At 54.7% G+C, this 19,600-nt stretch carries 20 protein-coding genes, 2 rRNA genes and 2 riboswitches; of the genes, 18 read left to right on the top strand and 4 right to left on the bottom strand.

The window, feature by feature from the left end; all coding sequences use genetic code 11:
* The 3 genes from ACFQI7_RS26310 to ACFQI7_RS26300 all read left to right on the top strand — a co-directional run.
* Positions 1–125: ribosomal RNA gene (locus tag ACFQI7_RS26310) — 23S ribosomal RNA — on the top strand; the annotation flags it as partial.
* Between the two features lie 217 nt (positions 126–342).
* Positions 343–459, top strand: a 5S ribosomal RNA gene (gene rrf / locus ACFQI7_RS26305).
* Between the two features lie 193 nt (positions 460–652).
* Entirely contained in the window at positions 653–850 is a 198-nt protein-coding gene (locus ACFQI7_RS26300) for a hypothetical protein (protein ID WP_218099920.1), read from the top strand.
* A gap of 44 nt (positions 851–894) precedes the next feature.
* On the opposite strand, the gene ACFQI7_RS26295 is transcribed toward ACFQI7_RS26300, so the two are convergent.
* Positions 895–1,656 (bottom strand): AAA family ATPase, encoded by a 762-nt coding sequence (locus ACFQI7_RS26295; RefSeq protein WP_218099919.1) that lies wholly within the window; start codon positions 1,654–1,656, stop codon positions 895–897.
* Between the two features lie 94 nt (positions 1,657–1,750).
* Between ACFQI7_RS26295 and ACFQI7_RS26290 the strand changes: the two genes are divergently transcribed.
* Positions 1,751–1,834: a hypothetical protein gene (locus ACFQI7_RS26290; protein WP_377517871.1), complete on the top strand. Its 84-nt coding sequence runs from the start codon at positions 1,751–1,753 to the stop codon at positions 1,832–1,834.
* Positions 1,835–2,023: 189 nt separating this feature from the next.
* On the opposite strand, the gene ACFQI7_RS26285 is transcribed toward ACFQI7_RS26290, so the two are convergent.
* Together ACFQI7_RS26285 and ACFQI7_RS26280 are read right to left on the bottom strand one after the other, a co-directional pair.
* Positions 2,024–2,728, bottom strand: coding sequence for a polysaccharide deacetylase family protein (locus tag ACFQI7_RS26285; protein ID WP_230415080.1), 705 nt, complete (start codon positions 2,726–2,728; stop codon positions 2,024–2,026).
* A gap of 152 nt (positions 2,729–2,880) precedes the next feature.
* Positions 2,881–3,753 carry a stalk domain-containing protein gene (locus ACFQI7_RS26280; protein WP_218099918.1) on the bottom strand — a complete coding sequence of 291 codons (873 nt, stop codon included), beginning with the start codon at positions 3,751–3,753 and terminating at the stop codon, positions 2,881–2,883.
* Between the two features lie 3 nt (positions 3,754–3,756).
* Positions 3,757–3,927, bottom strand: a riboswitch (cyclic di-AMP (ydaO/yuaA leader).
* 159 nt (positions 3,928–4,086) lie between these two features.
* Here ACFQI7_RS26280 and ACFQI7_RS26275 point away from each other — a divergent pair.
* From ACFQI7_RS26275 to purD, 14 genes are all read left to right on the top strand, one after another.
* On the top strand, positions 4,087–4,779 hold the full coding sequence (locus ACFQI7_RS26275) for a DUF6483 family protein (RefSeq protein WP_218099917.1): 693 nt from the start codon (positions 4,087–4,089) through the stop codon (positions 4,777–4,779).
* A gap of 144 nt (positions 4,780–4,923) precedes the next feature.
* Positions 4,924–5,025: riboswitch (purine riboswitch) on the top strand.
* A 212-nt stretch (positions 5,026–5,237) separates the two neighbouring features.
* Complete coding sequence (gene purE / locus ACFQI7_RS26270; protein ID WP_218099916.1) at positions 5,238–5,723, top strand: 5-(carboxyamino)imidazole ribonucleotide mutase; 486 nt, start codon at positions 5,238–5,240, stop codon at positions 5,721–5,723.
* Positions 5,720–6,913, top strand: a complete 1,194-nt coding sequence (purK, locus tag ACFQI7_RS26265) for a 5-(carboxyamino)imidazole ribonucleotide synthase (protein WP_218099915.1) — start codon at positions 5,720–5,722, stop codon at positions 6,911–6,913. The genes purE and purK overlap by 4 nt, the downstream gene beginning before the upstream one ends.
* A 33-nt stretch (positions 6,914–6,946) precedes the next feature.
* Complete coding sequence (purB, locus tag ACFQI7_RS26260) at positions 6,947–8,242, top strand: adenylosuccinate lyase (RefSeq protein ID WP_218099914.1); 1,296 nt, start codon at positions 6,947–6,949, stop codon at positions 8,240–8,242.
* A 24-nt stretch (positions 8,243–8,266) separates the two neighbouring features.
* Positions 8,267–9,163: a phosphoribosylaminoimidazolesuccinocarboxamide synthase gene (locus tag ACFQI7_RS26255; protein WP_218099913.1), complete on the top strand. Its 897-nt coding sequence runs from the start codon at positions 8,267–8,269 to the stop codon at positions 9,161–9,163.
* 247 nt (positions 9,164–9,410) lie between these two features.
* The gene (gene purS, locus ACFQI7_RS26250; RefSeq protein WP_218099912.1) at positions 9,411–9,653 is read left to right on the top strand and encodes a phosphoribosylformylglycinamidine synthase subunit PurS; all 243 of its coding nucleotides are present in this window, start codon (positions 9,411–9,413) and stop codon (positions 9,651–9,653) included.
* A gap of 23 nt (positions 9,654–9,676) precedes the next feature.
* Positions 9,677–10,372 carry a phosphoribosylformylglycinamidine synthase subunit PurQ gene (gene purQ, locus ACFQI7_RS26245; RefSeq protein ID WP_218099911.1) on the top strand — a complete coding sequence of 232 codons (696 nt, stop codon included), beginning with the start codon at positions 9,677–9,679 and terminating at the stop codon, positions 10,370–10,372.
* A complete protein-coding gene (purL, locus tag ACFQI7_RS26240; RefSeq protein WP_218099910.1) occupies positions 10,350–12,596 on the top strand; it encodes a phosphoribosylformylglycinamidine synthase subunit PurL in 2,247 nt (748 codons plus the stop codon). The genes purQ and purL overlap by 23 nt, the downstream gene beginning before the upstream one ends.
* The gene (purF, locus tag ACFQI7_RS26235) at positions 12,581–14,095 is read left to right on the top strand and encodes an amidophosphoribosyltransferase (protein WP_218099909.1); all 1,515 of its coding nucleotides are present in this window, start codon (positions 12,581–12,583) and stop codon (positions 14,093–14,095) included. The genes purL and purF overlap by 16 nt, the downstream gene beginning before the upstream one ends.
* A gap of 340 nt (positions 14,096–14,435) precedes the next feature.
* A complete protein-coding gene (gene purM, locus ACFQI7_RS26230) occupies positions 14,436–15,476 on the top strand; it encodes a phosphoribosylformylglycinamidine cyclo-ligase (RefSeq protein ID WP_218099908.1) in 1,041 nt (346 codons plus the stop codon).
* Positions 15,473–16,108 carry a phosphoribosylglycinamide formyltransferase gene (gene purN, locus ACFQI7_RS26225; protein WP_218099907.1) on the top strand — a complete coding sequence of 212 codons (636 nt, stop codon included), beginning with the start codon at positions 15,473–15,475 and terminating at the stop codon, positions 16,106–16,108. The genes purM and purN overlap by 4 nt, the downstream gene beginning before the upstream one ends.
* On the top strand, positions 16,105–17,292 hold the full coding sequence (locus tag ACFQI7_RS26220; RefSeq protein ID WP_218099906.1) for a phosphoribosylaminoimidazolecarboxamide formyltransferase: 1,188 nt from the start codon (positions 16,105–16,107) through the stop codon (positions 17,290–17,292). The genes purN and ACFQI7_RS26220 overlap by 4 nt, the downstream gene beginning before the upstream one ends.
* 19 nt (positions 17,293–17,311) lie before the next feature.
* Complete coding sequence (locus tag ACFQI7_RS26215; protein ID WP_218099905.1) at positions 17,312–18,043, top strand: IMP cyclohydrolase; 732 nt, start codon at positions 17,312–17,314, stop codon at positions 18,041–18,043.
* A gap of 14 nt (positions 18,044–18,057) precedes the next feature.
* On the top strand, positions 18,058–19,317 hold the full coding sequence (gene purD, locus ACFQI7_RS26210) for a phosphoribosylamine--glycine ligase (protein WP_218099904.1): 1,260 nt from the start codon (positions 18,058–18,060) through the stop codon (positions 19,315–19,317).
* A gap of 101 nt (positions 19,318–19,418) precedes the next feature.
* Here purD and ACFQI7_RS26205 read toward each other — a convergent pair whose 3' ends face one another.
* Positions 19,419–19,550, bottom strand: coding sequence for a hypothetical protein (locus tag ACFQI7_RS26205; protein ID WP_268966832.1), 132 nt, complete (start codon positions 19,548–19,550; stop codon positions 19,419–19,421).
* Positions 19,551–19,600: the final 50 nt, after the last annotated feature.

Here is a 19,600-nt window from a genome sequence, read left to right as displayed (position 1 = left end):
CCCCCCTCAAGATGAGATTTCCCAATTCGTAAGACCCCTTGTAGACGACGAGGTAGATAGGTTCGGGGTGGAAGCGCGGTAACGCGTGCAGCTGACGAATACTAATCGGTCGAGGGCTTATCCTAAGCGCTTTTCGAAGAAAAGCTAGCTTCGGAAGCATTAGCTAAAAGATTCAGCATTAAGCATTTTGTTGCAGCGAAGATTTATCTTTTTGAAGTGACCTTTGTGCGAAGCACAACGGAACGATAAAAGATAAATCGGAGCCTCGTTTCGATCCAGTTTTCAGGGTACAAGCGACCTTGAATAAAAGTAATAGATGTTTCCTGGCAGAAACATCAACCGTTTGGTGATGATGGCGGAAGGGAACCACGCGTACCCATCCCGAACACGAACGTTAAGCCTTCCAGCGTCGATGGTACTTGGACCGCAGGGTCCTGGGAGAGTAGAACGTCGCCAAGCAACAAGAAGAGCCTCATTGGAGAAATCCGATGGGGCTCTTTTTATGTTGCATTTGGCTGTGTCAGCAGCAATCATTGGCTCCCAAACGTTATTCGTCGAAATCCGATACTTGGAGATAAAAGAGGCACCTGAATGAAAGTTGTTCGAAAGCCGTAAACTAAGGCGTAACTCATCCACGGAGGTGAAGCCTGTTATGAATGAAACCCAAAAGAACAGTCCGAATGAGGAGCTTGGCCAGCTGGGTACGCATGCTAGCGGAGCGACGGATCTGCACAAGACACGTACGACAAGTATGCCTGTACAAATTGATCCGCCGGTTTCGCCGAATCCGGGCGCGATCGATAACCGGGATCGCCGTTTCGATAATAAAAAGAACGGCCAGCCCATCTAAACATCATTACGGGAGAGAAAGAGCGGAACAATTCTGCTCTTTTTTTATTCATCAAGAAAAAGCTCCCTCAGCATCCGCTCCCGATTGTTCAGAAATTGCTTCGTAATGATATAATGGTCCGTTTCATCTAACCGGGTGTGTTGAATGCCATCGGCGGTAAGCTGATATAAAGCGGAATCAGGATAAGCCATCAATATGGGAGAATGGGTCGAAATAATGAATTGCGAGTTTTTATTCACCAAGGTATGGATACGGGAGAGCATAGACAGTTGTTTGAAAGGTGAGAGCGCCGCTTCCGGCTCATCCAGGATGTAAAGTCCGTTGCCGCCGAATCGATGCATAAATGCGGAAAAGAACGATTCTCCATGCGACTGCTCATGCAGCGACTTGCCTCCGTAAGAATCGATGATCTTCCCTCCCGATCCAGGCTCCCGATCCATTTGATCAATATTGGTGGCAAGGTTATAGTACGTTTCGGCTCGGAAAAAGAAACCGTCACGCGGCTTATTAATACCGCGCACGATCCGAATATATTGATGCAGCGTAGAGTGCGACTCCTGCGTGGAGAAGTTGAAATTCATGGTTCCGCCTTCCGGATTGAAGCCCCAGGCAACGGCCAGCGCTTCCAACAGCGTAGATTTCCCCATGCCGTTCTCACCCACGATATAAGTGACTTTCGGATGAAGCGTAAGATTGTGCAGTTCTCCCAGTGCTGGGAGATTGAACGGATATTGCGCAAACGACGGGACCTTTTCCCGCAGCAGAGCGAAGCTTCGGATGAAAGGGTCTTTTTCAGCAAGAACCACGGCAATACCTCCTTATTATGAAGATATTATAGTTGAATTTCGCAGCCGGAGCCATTCCCGTGTATAACGAAAACATGGCTGCGCTTCTTCGGCAATCCGGCATTGGGAAGAAGAAGGACTGCTATGGCCAGAGCGCGATCCGGAAAACGGTTTATTTTATGCAAAATACAAAAAATGAAGGAAATCTTACAGGCAGTTGAGCATCGTAGCATTAATAAAGCAAAAAAAGAGATCGAAGGCGCACTATCAAGCATTCATTGGTGCAACCGCCAACAGTTGTACTGCGTTTATATATTGGTAGAGCTTTGCAATGAGGTCGGGTTTATGGAATAAGCTCTTGCCGCCGGGGCAAGAGCGCTGAAAATGCTCATTTTCGCGTCTTAGCGATGAGATCAGATACGGTAAGAAAGCGGTAGCCGCGCTGCTGAAGCTCCGGCAGGATGCGTTTGAGCGCCTCTACGGTTTGGCTACAATCTCCTTCAAGATCGTGGAACAAAATGATGTCACCGTTGTGAACATTGTTTAGCACCGTTTGAACGATTTTGTCGGCGCCAGGCTTCTTCCAGTCTTTCGTATCCTGATACCAGGACCACATGACGACCGTCAGCTTGTCCTCCTTCATGGATTGGAGCAGCGCATCGTTGTAAAATCCGCCTGGGGGCCGAAAGACGCTCGGCATTTGCTCGGTAATATCGAAGATGACTTCCTGGGTTTGCCGAATTTCCTCGACGATTCGTTCGGGAGGGTAGTTTTTCAGAAAATGATGGTCAAACGTATGATTGGCAATCTCATGGCCTTCATTTACTTCACGGATCGCAATGGCCGGATACATTTTCACGCGTTTGCCGAGCACGAAAAAAGTCGCCTTAGCCTGATACTGATGAAGTAAATCCAGTATTTGCGGGGTATATACCGGATTAGGACCATCATCAAACGTTAAGGCGATAAGCTTCTGGTCCGTCTGCACGTTCCATACAACCTCGCTGCCGAGCGGAGGCGCCGCGGTAGTCGTAATCGGAATCATCAGCGAAACAATGAGCAGGAGCGTTACTACGGTTTTTGTTTTCGTCAACGGGCTTCACCTCGGCATCTAAAGTACCTTAGTTAGGGTGGGCCAACGGATGAAAAGTATTCGGAAGCGGCGGCATGCAAAAAAAAACAGCCGCCCTAAAGAGGACGACTGTTTTTGCCATTGGATGAGTCCAGACTGCTGTAGAGATGTAGTTAGGAACCTAATACGTAAATTTTAACTTGCTGTACGCCGAACATCCTTGCTTTTGAGCGGCTTTCGGGCAAGAAAATATCAATTTTATTGCCTTTAATGGCACCGCCGATATCACTGGCCGTAGCGTACAAGCCACCGGACGGCAAGCCGTCGTAATTATAGCCCTCGATATATACTTTCGTGCCGAGCGGGATCACGTTCGGGTCGACGGCGATCGTTCCGAGCTGCAATGGATTTCCCATATAATCGACTGGGCCGTTGCCGCCATTCTCGCTCGGAGAAGCCGTATACGCCGTTGCTTTCGCTTCGATGAGTTTGCTGTACGAAGGGATCGCACTGCTGCTCAATGTCGAAACGGCGGCTGGCTGTTCTTTTGGCTTGTACCATGCCGGAGCATAATATTTACCGTCCGTACCCAAAATGGCGATACGGTTCGAGTTGTCCCACTGGCTGTTATACCCGAACGTATCGGAGAGCAGCCGGAAAGGAACATAGACTTTCCCGTCGATCAGTTCTGCTGGTGTTGCGATTTCGGTTGATTTGCCGTCGACCGAAATATGGTTATCGCCCGTCGTAAGCGAAATGCTCTTTTTTCCATTCGCCAAAGTGACTTTTATTTGCGAGCCCGCCGGTTCCCATTGTACTTGAACTCCAAGCTTGTCTGCGACGACGCGGGCAGGCACCCGCAACTTATGATTCTCATCCAGGAAAGGCTGTGCGTCCGGAAAATGGACCAGACTGTCGTTGACTTGCACCTTCACGTCTTCCGCCAAGCGTTGAGGCTCGGCCGCTTCCGCTTTTTGGCATACCGGCAAAACGGCAGGCAAGGCGAACAAACATGCGAGGAACATGCCCTTAATATTCAATTGCATTCATTTCCCTCCTATGAATGCCTCCGAGGTTAGTTGTCGGGTTCGGGAAGAGGATGCTCCCTAGTATTGCAGCCGTCGCCTTAAATCGTGACGATGCCGAAATGCATTCACCCCATGTGTTTCATCCCCCGTACGCGCACGGCAAAAAAATGCGCGATTCGGCTTTTAGTAATTTACCATAGCGTACGTACCGGTTCAATGCATAAAATTATCCAGTCATTTCCGATTAATGGAAGCCCCCTTTTTCCTCCCGGGCAGAAATGGGGTACAATGAAAATAAATTCGTGCAAGAGTAGAAGTTTATGACCGTCAGGGCAGGGGAGGAGAAGCACAATGTATAGACGAGACTATATTTTGGGACTGATTGAGAAGGCAGCCGTTGCGGTATATAAAGTGGCCGCGGCCAGAAGAAACGCGCAATTTGAAGAGGCGATGGCGCTGTTGAATCAAGCGATGAAACAACTGCTCGGTATGAATTCGAAGCTGATCGGAGCGCTGTCGGTGAAAGATTTGCTCGCCATGTTTTCTCAGGACGGCGGGATTGATCAAGGGAAAGTGCTGGCGGCGGGCGATCTGCTTCATGCGGAAGCGTCCGTATGGAAAGAGGCGGGTAACGAGACCGCGGCCCGGCAGACGGCACTCAAATGCGTTGAAATGCTGCTGACGGCGATGGAACTGGATGCCCGGTCCGAGCTGAAGAATGAATTCGACGAGCGTTTGAACCATGCGCTGGACATGGCCGGGCGTGCTCCCAAAAGCGCCGAGCTATTGGAAAAGCTGATTCCTTATTGCAATGAGGCGGGCAAGCTGGCCGATGCGGAAGACGTGTTGTTTCAATGGTTGGACGAGCTGGAGAAATCCGGACAATGGGAGCGGAGACTTAAGGCGATCGATGAAGGGATTCGAATGTGCGAGCAATGGCTTCAATTAGATGAAGGGAAAATATCGGCAGGCGGATTGAGTTCGGCCGAAATCCATAGCACATTGCAGGATTTGATAAAAATGAAAGCGAATTCGCAAACTTAAACGGCATATCGCTGAAGATCATTCAATAAATGCGAACTATTTTTTGTTTGAATTTATTTAATGTTCGTCTTTTATAGTTGACATGCGCTGTTAAAGGCTGTTAAACTGAGAGGGTAATAACAAGATGGAACAAACGAATTTTTGGAGAATAAAGTCGAATAATCTCGTATAAAGTCGGGAATATGGCCCGAAAGTTTCTACCCAAAAACCATAAATTTTTGGACTACGAGTGAACGAACGATAAGGAAGGTCGGCATGTTTGTGCCCGGCCTTAGCTTGCGCTTCGGGCTATTTGTCGTCCAGTGGATAGAACGCATCGGTATGCGCCCTATCAGCCGGACGTTTTTTTATACATCAGAAGCTTAACTTAAACACGAATGGATCTTCACCGATCAAAAGCGCTATGTGCATTGCAGTGTATGTTGCTAATTTAATCTATAATATCGGAGGTTCAGCCAGTGTCCGTACTTGTTGGCGTCATCATGGGAAGTCAGTCCGACTGGGAAACGATGAAGCACGCCTGTGACGTGCTCGAGGAATTAGGCGTTCCGTATGAGAAGAAAGTCGTTTCCGCGCACCGTACCCCGGATTTAATGTTCGAATATGCGGCTTCAGCGGTGGAACGGGGGTTAAAGGTTATCATCGCGGGCGCCGGAGGCGCGGCGCATTTGCCGGGGATGGTCGCCTCCAAGACGGTGCTGCCGGTGATCGGCGTGCCGGTGAAAACGTCTACCTTGAACGGACTCGATTCCTTGCTCTCGATCGTACAGATGCCTGGCGGCATTCCGGTTGCGACGGTAGCGATCGGGCATGCCGGTGCAACGAACGCAGGTCTGCTCGCTGCGCAGCTGCTCGGTGCTTTTGACGAAGAGCTTCAGCGGAAAGTTGCGGCGCGCCGCGAGCGGATTGCGCAAACCGTGATGGAAAAGAGCGTGCTCGAATGACAGCGGCGGCAGAAGGCAAGGCGTACGACCCCGGCAAAGTGATTGCTCCGGGCGCAACGATCGGCGTGCTTGGCGGAGGACAGCTCGGTCGAATGCTGGCACTGGCCGGACGGGCCATGGGCTACCGCTTCGTCACGCTCGATCCGACGCCGGATGCGCCTTGCGGCCAAGTGGCGGACCGGCAAATCGTCGCGGCATATCATGACGTAGCAGCCGCGCGTCAGCTGGCGGAGCAGGCGGATGTCATCACATACGAATTCGAGAATGTGGACGCAGGCGTGACGTCACTGCTGATGGCAGAATCTTATGTGCCGCAAGGAAGCCGCCTGCTCTACACGACGCAGCACCGGCTGCGCGAGAAGCGGGCGATCGAAGCCGCGGGCGTCAAGGTTGCGCCGTATGCGGAGATTGGCAGCGTGGAAGAGCTGCGTCAAGCGGTGCAGCGTTTCGGCACGCCCTGCGTGCTGAAGACGGCGACCGGCGGCTACGACGGCAAAGGACAATGGGTCATCCGGTCGCAGGAAGAAATCGAAGCGGCATACGCGGAGCTCAGCAAGGCGGGAACGGAGCTTGTGCTGGAGCAGTTCATCCGCTTCGCCAAGGAAATATCGGTCATTGCGGCGCGCAGCCCGCAAGGGGAGGCGAAAGCTTTTCCTGTTGCGGAAAATGTGCACGTAAACAATATTTTGCACTTATCGATCGTCCCTGCACGTGCCGCGGACGAAGTGCTTCGCGAAGCGGAGACGATGGCGCTGCGCATTGCGAAGGCGCTGGATGTGATCGGTCTCATTGCGGTGGAGATGTTCCTTACGGCGGACGGCGAGTTATATGTCAACGAGCTTGCACCGCGGCCGCATAATTCCGGCCACTACACGATGGAAGCGTGCCGCACTTCGCAGTTCGAGCAACATGTGCGCGCGATTTGCAATTTGCCGCTCGGCGATCCCGGGTTGCTGACGCCGGTCGTGATGGTCAATGTGCTCGGCGAGCATGTGCAGCCGCTGTTGGACTGGATCGTTCGGCCCGAGTCGGAACAGGTGCCAGGCGTTACGGCGAAGGTGCATCTGTACGGCAAGCAGGAGGCGAAGAAAGGCCGCAAGATGGGGCATGTCAATCTGCTGTCGAATTCGCCGGAGCAGGCGCTTCGTTGGATAGAGGCTTCTACTATATGGGACGCTAAACACGAATGACTTTAACGGAAAATAACGGAGGATGGGGAAACCATGATTGATCGTTACACAAGACCCGAAATGGGACGCATTTGGACGGAAGAAAATAAATTCAAGGCTTGGCTCGAAGTGGAAATATTGTCCTGCGAAGCTTGGGCGGAGCTTGGCGTCATTCCGAAGGAAGACGTAGTGGAATTACGGAAGAACGCTGGATTCAACATTGACCGCATTTACGAAATCGAGCAGGAGACCCGTCACGATGTGATCGCCTTCACCCGTGCCGTCTCGGAAACGGTAGGTCCGGAACGAAAGTGGGTACATTACGGCTTGACATCGACGGACGTCGTCGATACGGCGCTCGGGTACTTGCTGAAGCAAGCGAACGAAATATTGGAGCGCGATTTGCTCAACTTTATCGAAATCGTCCGGAACAAAGCGATCGCGTATAAAGATACGCCGATGATGGGACGGACGCACGGCGTGCATGCGGAACCGACGACGTTCGGCTTGAAGATGGCGCTGTGGTATGAAGAAATGAAGCGCAATCTGGAGCGTTTCCGCTTCGCGGCGGACGGCGTGCAGTTCGGCAAAATTTCCGGCGCCGTCGGCACGTATGCCAATATCGATCCGTTCGTGGAAGAGTATGTGTGCGGCAAGCTCGGCACGAAGCCTGCACCGATCTCGACCCAGACGCTGCAGCGCGACCGCCACGCCGAGTATATGGCAACGCTCGCCTTGATCGCAACCTCGCTCGACAAGTTCGCGACCGAAATTCGCGGGCTGCAAAAGAGCGAGTTCCGCGAAGTGGAGGAGCCGTTCGCCAAAGGCCAGAAAGGCTCGTCGGCGATGCCACATAAGCGCAATCCGATCGGCTGCGAAAGCATTTCGGGTCTGGCTCGCGTCATTCGCGGCCATATGGTTTCCGCGTACGAGAACGTCACGCTCTGGCATGAGCGCGACATCTCGCACTCCTCGGTGGAGCGGATCATTTTGCCGGATGCGACGATTTTGCTCAACTACATGCTGAACCGTCTCGGCAATATCGTGAAAAACTTGACGGTGTTCCCGGAAAACATGAAGCGCAACATGCAAAGCACGTATGGCGTACCGTTCTCCGGCCGCGTCATGACGAAGCTGATCGACAAAGGCTTCAGCCGCGAACAAGCCTACGACACGGTTCAGCCTAGAGCGATGCAGGCGTGGGAGGAGCAGCGTTCGTTCCGCGAGATTGTGGAAAATACGCCGGCGATCCGCGAATACTTGTCGCTTGAAGAGATCGAGGATGCTTTTAATCCAAGCTGGCATTTGAAGCATGTCGATACGATATTTAAACGGCTCGGCTTGAGCTAATCTAAACGGAAGGACGGCTGAAGGATGAACGGGGAAACTAAACCGAAAGCCATATCAAGCGCGGAGCCGTACGTAAAGGCGCCGCTGCTGTACAAAGGCAAAGTGCGGGAGCTATACGATCTGGGCGAGCATTTTCTCATTGCGGTAACCGACCGCATCTCGGCATTCGACTGGGTGCTTAGCCCGGCGGTGCCGGACAAGGGCAACGTGCTGAACAGCTTGAGCGCGTTCTGGTTCGAGCAAACGGCGGCGGTCCAACCGAACCATGTCGTACATACCGACGTGGAACGGCTCGGCGATTTGATCACGGACCGCGAGGTCATGAAAAACCGCTTCATGGTTACAAAAAAAGCGAAGCGAATCGATATCGAGTGCGTGGTGCGCGGCTACATTACCGGCGGCGGCTGGCGGCAGTATCAGAAGACCGGCGAAGTGAACGGACACAAGCTGCCTGAAGGTTTGCGCAAAAATGACCGCCTGGAGAAGCCGCTGTTTACACCCGCAGCTAAAAACGACGTAGGGCATGACGAAGATATTTCGATTGAACGGATGAAAGAGCTGGTCGGCGCGGAACTGACGGAGCAGCTGCAGGAGAAGAGCATTCATCTGTACGAGTTCGCAAGAGCGTTTTGCGAGCAGCGGGGCATCATTTTGGCGGATACGAAATTCGAGTTCGGACTTATCGACGGCGAGATCATCCTGATTGACGAAATTTTTACGCCGGATTCGTCGCGCTTCTGGGCTAAGGAAAAATACGCGCTCGACATCGAGATTGACAGCATGGACAAAGAGCCGGTGAGAGCATATTTGTCGGGAACGGACTGGGACAAAAACAGCGAGCCCGACCCGCTGCCGGCGGGAGTGGTGGAAGAAACGTCGCGGCGCTACCGCGATATTTATAACCGATTGGTGAACGGATAGGCACGGTTTTTAAGGCTGCGGGGATGAAGCGGCTGCCTGCCGCAGCGCAGCGGTAAAGATAGATAAGGTAACAGGGGAAATCGAACGGACAAAGAGAGAAGAGACGAATGGCGGATGGTGGCAGCATAGATCGGCACCGAGGGCGGAACGAAGCGCGATATCGGCCAAACATACGAGAACGGCGATCGCGGCAAATCAGTGCAATCAGCGAACTTTATTGAGGATCCGAAGGGAGATTATTATTCCGATGTTAAAAGCGACCGTTTATGTAACGATTAAGCAAAGCGTATTGGATGTTCAGGGGACGGCGGTGCAGGGCGCGCTTCACTCGATGGGGTTTGACGAGGTAGGCAAAGTGCGGATCGGCAAATATTTGGAATTGGAGCTGGATACGAACGACCGCGCGGTAGCGGAAGAGCGTGTAAAAGCGATGTGCGAAAAGCTGCTTGCCAATACCGTGATCGAGGATTACCGTTACGAGCTGGCGTAAGGCCAAGAAAAGGAGGAGCGTAAATGAATTTCGCAGTACTGGTATTTCCCGGCTCCAACTGTGACATCGACTGCTACAAAGCGGTAGAAGATACGATCGGACAGCCTGTGGATTACGTGTGGCATACGGAAACCGATTTGTCGAAATACGATTGCATCCTGGTTCCCGGCGGTTTTTCGTACGGCGACTACTTGCGCTGCGGCGCGATTGCGCGTTTTGCCCCGGTGATGGGCGCGCTTGTCAAAGCGGCGGAAGAGGGCAAGTATATACTTGGCATTTGCAACGGGTTTCAAATTTTGACGGAAGCGGGTCTTCTACCCGGAGCGCTCATGCGCAACAATTCGCTCAAATTCCGCTGCCATCAGGCGCTGCTTAAAGTGGAAAACGCGAATACGCCCTTTACATCGGAATATAAACAAGGCGAGCTGATTCATGTCCCGATCGCTCACGGAGAAGGCAACTACTATTGCGACGAGGAAACACTGACCGAAATGAAAGCCAACGGTCAAATCGTATTCCGCTACGAAGCGGGCAATAATCCGAACGGTTCCGTAGAAGACATCGCGGGCGTAAGCAATAAAGCGGGCAACGTGCTCGGCATGATGCCGCACCCGGAACGGGCGGTCAGCGAACTGCTCGGATCGGCGGACGGCAAACGGATGTTTACATCGATACTGAGCACTTGGAGGGAGAAACATGGCGCAGCTGTTATCGGCTAAGGAACCAACGGCGGAACAAATCGCGGAGCAAAAAATATACAAGCAATTCGGCGTGACGGACGAAGAGTACGAGAAGGTATGCGGATTTTTGGGACGGAAGCCGAATTACGTCGAGATCGGCGTGTTCAGCGTCATGTGGTCGGAGCACTGCTCGTACAAAAACTCCAAGGCGGTATTGCGCAAGTTCCCGACCAGCGGACCTCGCGTTCTGATGGGCCCAGGGGAAGGCGCGGGCATCGTCGATATCGGCGATAACCAAGCCGTCGTGTTCAAAATCGAAAGCCATAATCACCCTTCCGCCGTCGAGCCTTACCAAGGCGCGGCAACAGGGGTCGGCGGTATCATCCGCGATATTTTCTCCATGGGCGCACGTCCTGTGGCCGTGCTCAATTCGCTGCGTTTCGGCCGCTTGGAAAGCGACCGGGTCAAATATTTGTTCGAACACGTCGTATCGGGGATTGCCGGCTACGGCAACTGCATCGGCATTCCGACCGTCGGCGGCGAAGTGATGTTCGATGAAAGCTACGAAGGCAATCCGCTCGTCAATGCGATGTGCGTGGGCCTGATCGATCACGATAAAATCCAGAAGGGCGTAGCCAAAGGCGTGGGCAACCCAGTGTTCTATGTCGGGCCGGCGACCGGCCGCGACGGCATCCACGGCGCAACGTTCGCGTCGGAAGACTTGACGGCCGAATCGGAAGCAAAGCGTTCGGCCGTGCAGGTTGGCGACCCGTTCATGGAGAAGCTCGTGCTGGAAGCTTGCCTGGAGCTGATCAATTCGGGCATCGTCGTCGGCATACAAGATATGGGCGCGGCGGGTTTGACCTGTTCCAGTTCGGAAATGGCAAGCAAAGCGGGCAACGGGATGGAGCTGTATCTCGATGAAGTGCCGCAGCGCGAAGAGGGCATGACGCCGTACGAAATGATGCTGTCGGAGTCTCAGGAGCGGATGCTGTTCGTCGTCAAGCCGGAGCATGAGGCGCAGGCGAAGGCAATCTTCGAACGCTGGGGATTGCACTGCGCAAAGGTCGGCAAAGTGACAGACGACGGCAATCTGAAGCTGTACCATAAAGGCGAGCTTGTCGGAGACATGCCGGTTACGGCGCTGGTCGACGAGTGCCCGATGTACCATAAGCCGTCCACGGTGCCGGCATACTATGAAGCGAATGCGAACGTGGATACGCTGCGTTATCCGGAAGTGGCGGATTTGAACGATGCGCTGCAGAAGGTGCTTGCTTCGCCGACGGTAGCGAGCAAAGAGTGGGTGTATAACCAATACGATTACATGGTGCGCACCAGCACGGCGGTACGGCCGGGATCGGATTCGGCGGTTGTGACGATCCACGGATCGCGCAAAGCTCTGTCCATGTCGACGGACTGCAACGGCCGGTTCGTTTATCTCGATCCGGAAGTAGGCGGCAAGATCGCCGTAGCCGAGGCTGCACGCAATAACGTATGTACCGGCGCAGAGCCGCTGGCGATTACGGACAACCTGAACTTCGGCAGCCCGGAGAAGCCGGAAATTTTTTGGCAGCTGGAAAAAGCGGTCGACGGCATGGCCGAAGCTTGCCGCAAGCTGAACACGCCGGTCATCGGCGGCAACGTCAGCCTGTACAACGAAAATGCGAAGGGCGCGATTTATCCGACGCCGGTCGTCGGTATGGTCGGTCTCGTTCACGATACGGATCACATTACAACGCAAAGCTTCAAGAACGAAGGCGACATCATCCTGCTGCTCGGCGACACGAAAGCGGAGCTCGGCGGCAGCGAATTCCAGTACGTGCTGCACGGATTGACGGAAGGACGTCCGCCGCAAATCGATCTGGATGTCGAGCAAAAGCTGCTTGGCGCGGTTTTGGGCGCGATTCAGCAAGGGCTTGTCGCTTCGGCGCATGACTTGTCCGAGGGCGGTCTCGCCGTTGCACTGGCGGAGAGCTGCATGAGCGGCCGTCTCGGTGCGAAAGTCGATTTCGCTGCCTCCGGTTTGCGCAACGACGTTGCGCTGTTCAGCGAAAGCCAATCGCGCATCTTGCTCAGCGCTTCGCCGGACAAAGCGGACGCGCTCAAGCAATATGTATCCGCGCAAGGCGTTCCGGTTCAAGTACTCGGAACGGTTGGCGGGGAGACGCTCAACATATCGGTTAACGGGCAATCCGCTATTGATGCATCTGTTGCACAGCTAGAAAAGGTCTGGAAGGATGCGATTCCATGTCTGATGCAATAAAAGTCGGCGGACAAGGAGTAAAGCTAGCGACTCCGCGTCTTTGGACGGGAGATTACTATAACGAAGGCGTTGCGGCTCACAACGGCTTGTTCGACAAGCTGGGCGAGGAGTGTGGGGTATTCGGCGTGTTCGGTCACGCCGAAGCAGCCTCTATGTCGTATTACGGGCTGCACGCGCTGCAGCATCGCGGTCAGGAAAGCGCAGGCATCTGCGTTGCCGGAGGCGGCGAAGAATTCAAGTATCACCGGGGCATGGGACTCGTCAAAGAAGTGTTCGACAACGATATTCTCGGTCCGATGACCGGTTCTACGGCAATCGGTCATGTGCGTTACTCCACTTCCGGTGAAAGCAAGCTGGCCAATGCCCAGCCGCTCGTTTTCAAGTATCGCGAAGGCGACCTGGCGATCGCGACGAACGGCAACCTGACCAACGCGCCGCAGATTAAGAAGGATTTGGAGAAACAAGGGTCGATCTTCCAGACGACGAGCGACACGGAGGTCGTAGCGCATCTGATCGCGCGCTCCAAGCACGACGATATCGTGTTCGCCGTCAAGGAAGCGCTGCTCAAGGTGGAGGGCGCTTATGCGTTCCTGTTCATGGCCCAAGACAAATTGATCGTAGCGCGCGATCCGCACGGCTTGCGCCCGTTCGTAGCCGGCAGGCTTGGCACCGCCTGGCTGTTCGCTTCGGAATCATGCGCCTTCGATACGGTGGGTGCGCAGTATTACCGTGACATCGAGCCGGGCGAACTGCTTGTGCTCGATATGAAAACCGGACGCGTAACGGAAGACCGGTTCTCGCCGATCAAGCAGCGCGCCGTATGCGCGATGGAGTATATTTACTTCGCGCGTCCGGACAGCGATATCGATGCGGTGAACATCCACTCCGCGCGCAAACGGATGGGCCGTCAGCTCGCGATGGAATCGTTCGTGGATGCGGATGTCGTCACCGGCGTGCCGGACTCGAGCATTTCGGCGGCTATCGGCTATGCCGAGCAGACGGGCATCCCTTACGAGCTCGGGCTGATCAAAAACCGCTACACCGGCCGGACGTTCATTCAGCCGAGCCAGGAGCTGCGCGAGCAGGGCGTGAAGATGAAGCTGTCCGCCGTGCGCAGCATCGTGGCCGGCAAACGCGTCGTCATTATCGACGACTCGATCGTACGCGGCACGACGTCGCTGCGGATCGTCAATCTACTCCGCGATGCGGGAGCGAAGGAAGTGCACATGCGCATCAGCTCGCCGCCGTTCGCGAACCCGTGCTTCTACGGCATCGATACGCCAAGCCGCGAGGAACTGATCGCCTCCGTGAAATCGATTGAAGAAATTCGCCAGGCGATCAATGCCGATTCGCTGCACTTCTTAAGCAAGGACGGATTGCTCGCCGCCATCGGCCAGACGAATTCGGAAGCGACTCGCGGCTATTGCACCGCCTGTTTCGACAACCGCTATCCGACGCCGGTTCCGGACGAAGCGGCACTCGGCTGCGGCTGCGATTGATTTGACGGGACGAGCCATTATCGCTATACAGATATGACATGCAAGCTTGACGATTAGCAAGCGATGAATGTCATCGCTACCATCATTACGGCGGCCCGCGCACAGCGACCGCCTTCCTTTTACCAACGCAGGTTGATCCTTGCGTTGTCACTTTTTAGCGAAGCCCGATATGCGGAGGATCGTGTGTCAGACGGACAGTTTACGTGCCGCCTTTGAAAATGAGTTCTTACCGCCAGGTAAGTTCCTTGGAACTCATTTTCAAGAGCGGCCGAAGTCTGACAGCACGAAATTCCGGAGCTCGCTCAGGCGCAGCTAACCAAATTTAGGGAGGAAAAACCAAGTGTCCGATGCATATAAAAAAGCCGGAGTCGATATCGCGGCCGGCAATGAAGCGGTAGAGCGCATGAAAAAACACGTCAAGACGACGTTCCGTCCCGAAGTGCTTACCGATCTTGGCGGCTTCGGCGCGCTGTTTGGCTTGAATAAGGAGAAATACGAGGAGCCGGTGCTCGTCTCCGGTACCGACGGCGTCGGCACAAAGCTGAAAATCGCCTTTGCCATGGATAAACACGACACGATCGGTATCGACGCCGTTGCGATGTGCGTCAACGATATTGTAGTTCAGGGTGCGGAGCCGCTTTTCTTCCTCGACTATCTGGCTTGCGATAAAGTCGTTCCGGAGAAGATCGAAGCGATTATCAAGGGCATCAGCGACGGCTGCGTGCAATCGGGCTGCGCGCTGATCGGCGGAGAAACGGCGGAAATGCCGGGCATGTACAGCGAGGGCGAATACGATATCGCAGGCTTTACCGTCGGCATTGTCGACAAGAAAAAAATCATCGACGGTTCGACGATTCGTCCAGGCAACGTTGTGCTCGGTCTTGCCTCTAGCGGCGTGCACAGCAACGGGTTCTCGCTTGTGCGCAAGCTGCTGCTTGAGGAAAAAGGATACGGCCTTCACGATCAAGTCGAAGCCCTCGGCGGACGTCTAGGCGACGTGCTGCTCGCGCCGACAAAGCTGTATGTGAAGCCGGTACTTGCCGTTCTGGAGCAGGTAGCGATCAAGGGCATGGCACACATTACGGGCGGCGGATTCCTTGAGAACATTCCGCGCGTGCTTCCGGATGGCGTGAATGCGGACATCAATTACGGCTCATGGCCGATCCTGCCGATCTTCGAGCTGATGCAGCGCGAAGGCGGGATCAGCAACAACGACATGTTCCGGACGTTCAACATGGGCATCGGAATGGTCGTCATCGTAGCCGAAGCGGATGCGGCGAAGGCGATCGAGCTGTTCGAACGGCAAGGTGAGAAAGCCTATACGCTCGGCCGCATCACTGCCGGAGAGCGCATCGTTACCTTTAACGGGGCGGTCGTATGAGAACAAAGCCTTTGCGTATCGCCGTCTTTGCTTCCGGTAGCGGGACCAACTTCCAGGCGATAGCAAATGCCGTGCAGGAAGGACGGCTCGATGCGCGCATCGAGCTGCTCGTTTGCGACCGGCCGCAAGCGGAAGTCGTCGAACGCGCTTTGAATGCCGGCATACCGGTGCATGCGTTCAAACCGAAAGATTATCCTTCCCGCGAAGCGTATGAGCAGGAAATTTTATCGATGCTGCAGGAAAAAGGTGTCGAACTCGTTGTGCTTGCCGGTTACATGCGGATTATAACGAGCGTTCTGGTGGATGCGTACTGGGGACGGATGATCAACATCCACCCTTCGCTGCTGCCGTCCTTTCCCGGTCTTCACGCCGTACGTCAGGCGCTCGAACACGGAGTGAAGGTAACCGGCGTCACTGTCCATTTGGTGGACGGCGGGCTCGACAGCGGGCCGATTCTCGCCCAGCGTACCGTCGATATTGAGCCGGAAGATACGGAGCAATCGTTAAGCGAGAAAATACATCCGATTGAGCACGTGCTGTACCCTCAAGTCATTCAAGCCATTGCCGAAGGAGCTATCGACCTGAAGCAAGCGGCTCATCATAAAACGAAAGATGGGATGATCGTACAATGAGCCAGACCGCGAACCAAACGAACGTACTCGAGCTTCGTTACGGCATGAACCCGCATCAAAAGCAAGCCAAACTGATGAATGACGGCCCGCTGCCGATCAAAGTGCTGAACGGCGATCCGGGCTTCATCAACTTGCTCGATGCGCTGAACGGCTTTCAGCTCGCACGCGAGCTGCGCCGCGCAACCGGACTGCCGGCAGCCGCATCGTTCAAGCATGTCAGTCCTGCAGGAGCCGCCGTTGCAGCGCCGCTGACGCCGGAGCTGAAGAAAGCTTACTTCGTGGAAGGGCTCGAATTGTCGCCGCTTGCGACCGCCTACGCACGGGCGAGAGGCGCCGACCGCATGTCTTCATTCGGCGACGCCGCAGCGCTTAGCGATATCGTCGACGCTTCGACGGCGCAGCTGTTGAAGCGCGAAGTATCCGATCTGGTCGTGGCACCGGGTTATTCGGACGAAGCGCTGGAGATTTTGAAAGCGAAAAAGAACGGCGGATACCTTATCCTGCAAATCGATCCGGATTATGTGGCAGACCCGGTAGAAACGCGCACCCTATTCGGTCTTACTTTACAACAGGAGCGGAATGACGCGGTTATTGACGCAAGCGCGCTGGAGAAGATCGTGACCGAGAACAAGGAGCTTCCGGAGAATGCCAAGAGGGACCTGCTCATCGCGCTCGTGACGCTGAAATATACGCAATCGAACTCGATCTGCTACACGTTGGACGGACAGACGATCGGCATCGGCGCCGGTCAACAGTCGCGCATCCACTGTACGCGCTTGGCCGGCGACAAAGCCGACCGCTGGTTCCTTCGCCAGCATCCGGCAGCACTCAGCATGAAGTTCCGCCAAGGCCTCTCCCGTGCGGAGCAAAACAACGCCATCGATTTGTGGCTCGAAGAGGAGCTTACCCCGGTGGAGCAAGCCGCTTGGGAAGCTTGCTTCGACGAAGTGCCGGCCAAGCTGACGCGGGAGCAAAAGCGCGAATGGCTGGGTAAGCTGCAAGGCGTTTCCTACGGTTCGGACGCGTTCCTGCCGTTCCGGGACAACCTGGACCGCGCCAGCCGCAGCGGCGTCAAATACGTTGTCCAAGCGGGCAGCTCCATGCGCGACGAGGAAGTCGTCCAAGCCGCGAACGATTACGGCATGGTGATGGTGTATTCCGGCGTGCGTTTGTTCCATCACTAATATAAGGGGGAGACAACCTGTGACGACGACCAGAACCGCGCAAGCGGAACAATATTTGAATAGCCTGCGGGAGAACGTATATCCGGGACGCGGCATTATTCTCGGGTTAACGCCGGACGGCACGCGCCTTGTTCAAGTGTATTGGATCATGGGGCGCAGCGAGAACAGCCGTAACCGGGTATTCATTCAGGAAGCGAACGGCTTCCTGCGAACGGAAGCGAAAGACCCGGCCAGGCTGACGGACCCGTCCTTAATTATTTATTATCCGGTCAAGCATTTGAACGGTGCCCATATCGTTACGAACGGCGATCAAACCGACACGATTCATGAAGCGCTGCAAGCCGGCGGTTCGTTCGAATCGGCGCTTGCTACCCGGACCTATGAGCCGGACGCACCAAACTTCACGCCGCGCATCAGCGGGATTGTCGATCTGCGCGATGAGCAGTTTGCGTACAAGCTTTCGATTTTGAAGTCGAGCGGCAACACCGAGGATCAGACGCTGCGCCACACGTATTCGTATGAGAAGGCGCTGCCCGGCCTCGGACATTGTATCCACACGTATGCGGGAGACGGAAACCCGCTGCCGTCGTTTCAAGGCGAGCCGGCGCTCGTACCGCTGTTCGACGATGCGCAGCAAATTGCCGATACGTACTGGAATGCGCTGAACGATGAGAATAAAATTGCGCTGCTGGTCAAAACGATTCGTCTGGCGGACGGAGCGGCCGAGCTGCTCGTCGTAAACAAGAATTAGGGGGAGCTGAAGTCGTGCGGATATTGGTAGTAGGCGGCGGCGGCCGCGAGCATGCGATTTGCTGGGCATTGCGCAAAAGCCCGAAGGTACAGGAGTTGTACTGCGCACCGGGTAACGGCGGTATCGCGTCGGTTGCGGAATGTGTGCCGATTCAGGTGAATCAATTCGAGGAGATCGCACAGTTCGCGCTGGATCATACGATCGATCTGGTCGTGATCGGCCCGGACGATCCGTTGTCGGAAGGGATTGTCGATCATCTGGAGGCCAAAAACATCACAGTGTTCGGCCCTCGCCAAAATGCGGCGATCATCGAGGGCAGCAAAGTGTTTACGAAGCAGCTGCTGAGAAAATACAATATTCCGACGGCGGCCTACGAGTCATTCGAGCAATATGACGAGGCTGTGGCGTATTTGCGCAAGCAGCAGGCGCCGATCGTCATTAAAGCGGATGGGCTTGCTGCGGGAAAAGGCGTTGTCGTAGCCCAGACGCTCAAAGAAGCGGAAGAAGCGCTGCATGATATTATGGTGGCGAAGATTTTCGGCGATTCCGGCAATCAGGTGGTCATTGAGGAATTTTTGACGGGGCAGGAAATGTCGATCCTCTCCTTCGTCGATGGAGAGACGGTATGTCCGATGGTGCCTGCTCAGGATCACAAGGCTGTGTTCGACGGCGACAAAGGTCCGAATACCGGCGGCATGGGGACGTATACGCCGCTGCCGCATATTCCGCAATCGGTGATCGAGGAATCTATCGAAACGATCATTAAGCCGACGGCGAAAGCGATGGTAGCGGAAGGAAGGCCGTTCCGCGGCGTGCTGTTCGCCGGCTTGATGCTGACGCCGAACGGGCCGAAAACGATCGAGTTCAACGCCCGTTTCGGCGATCCGGAAACGCAGGTCGTGCTGCCGCGGCTGAAAACCGATTTGCTCGATATTTTTCTTGCGGCCATTAACGGACGGCTCGATCAAATGAACATCGAATGGAGCGATGAAGCGGCGGTATGCGTCATTCTCGCATCCGAAGGCTATCCGGGCTCTTATCCGAGAGGGCTGCCGATCGAGGGGCTCGATCAGGTACAGAACGCCATCGTCTTCCATGCCGGTACGGCCGTGAAGGATGGCGCAATCGTAACGAACGGCGGCCGCGTTCTGGGCGTTACCGCGCTCGGCAAAGACATCGCTGAAGCACGGGCTAAAGCGTATGCGGATGCGGACCGCATTCGTTTTCAAGGAAAGCATTACCGCACCGATATCGCCAAAAAAGCGCTTGTATAACGTTGTAATAGGCAAACAACGTTATCGCAGCGAACAACAAGCGGGCAGGGAAGAACCATTCCGTTCTTCTCTACCTGCTTGTTTTCGTTTGCAGCAATGAGTCATTTTCGCCCGCTGCCTTTGATCACGATTTTGTCCCAGTTTTTATATACGAAGAATATGGCAAGAAGCGCGCCAATTACAAGAATAACGGAAAGCCCGTAATGTTCGAAGAAAACTTGTACACGATTCATAGCAGCGAGTGCCTCCTGTTCACCAATCGTTGCTAGCTAGCATTCCCTGC

The organism is Paenibacillus allorhizosphaerae, assembly GCF_042659105.1.
Taxonomy (GTDB): domain Bacteria; phylum Bacillota; class Bacilli; order Paenibacillales; family NBRC-103111; genus Paenibacillus_G; species Paenibacillus_G allorhizosphaerae.
This window is presented reverse-complemented; position numbering and strand designations above follow the sequence as displayed.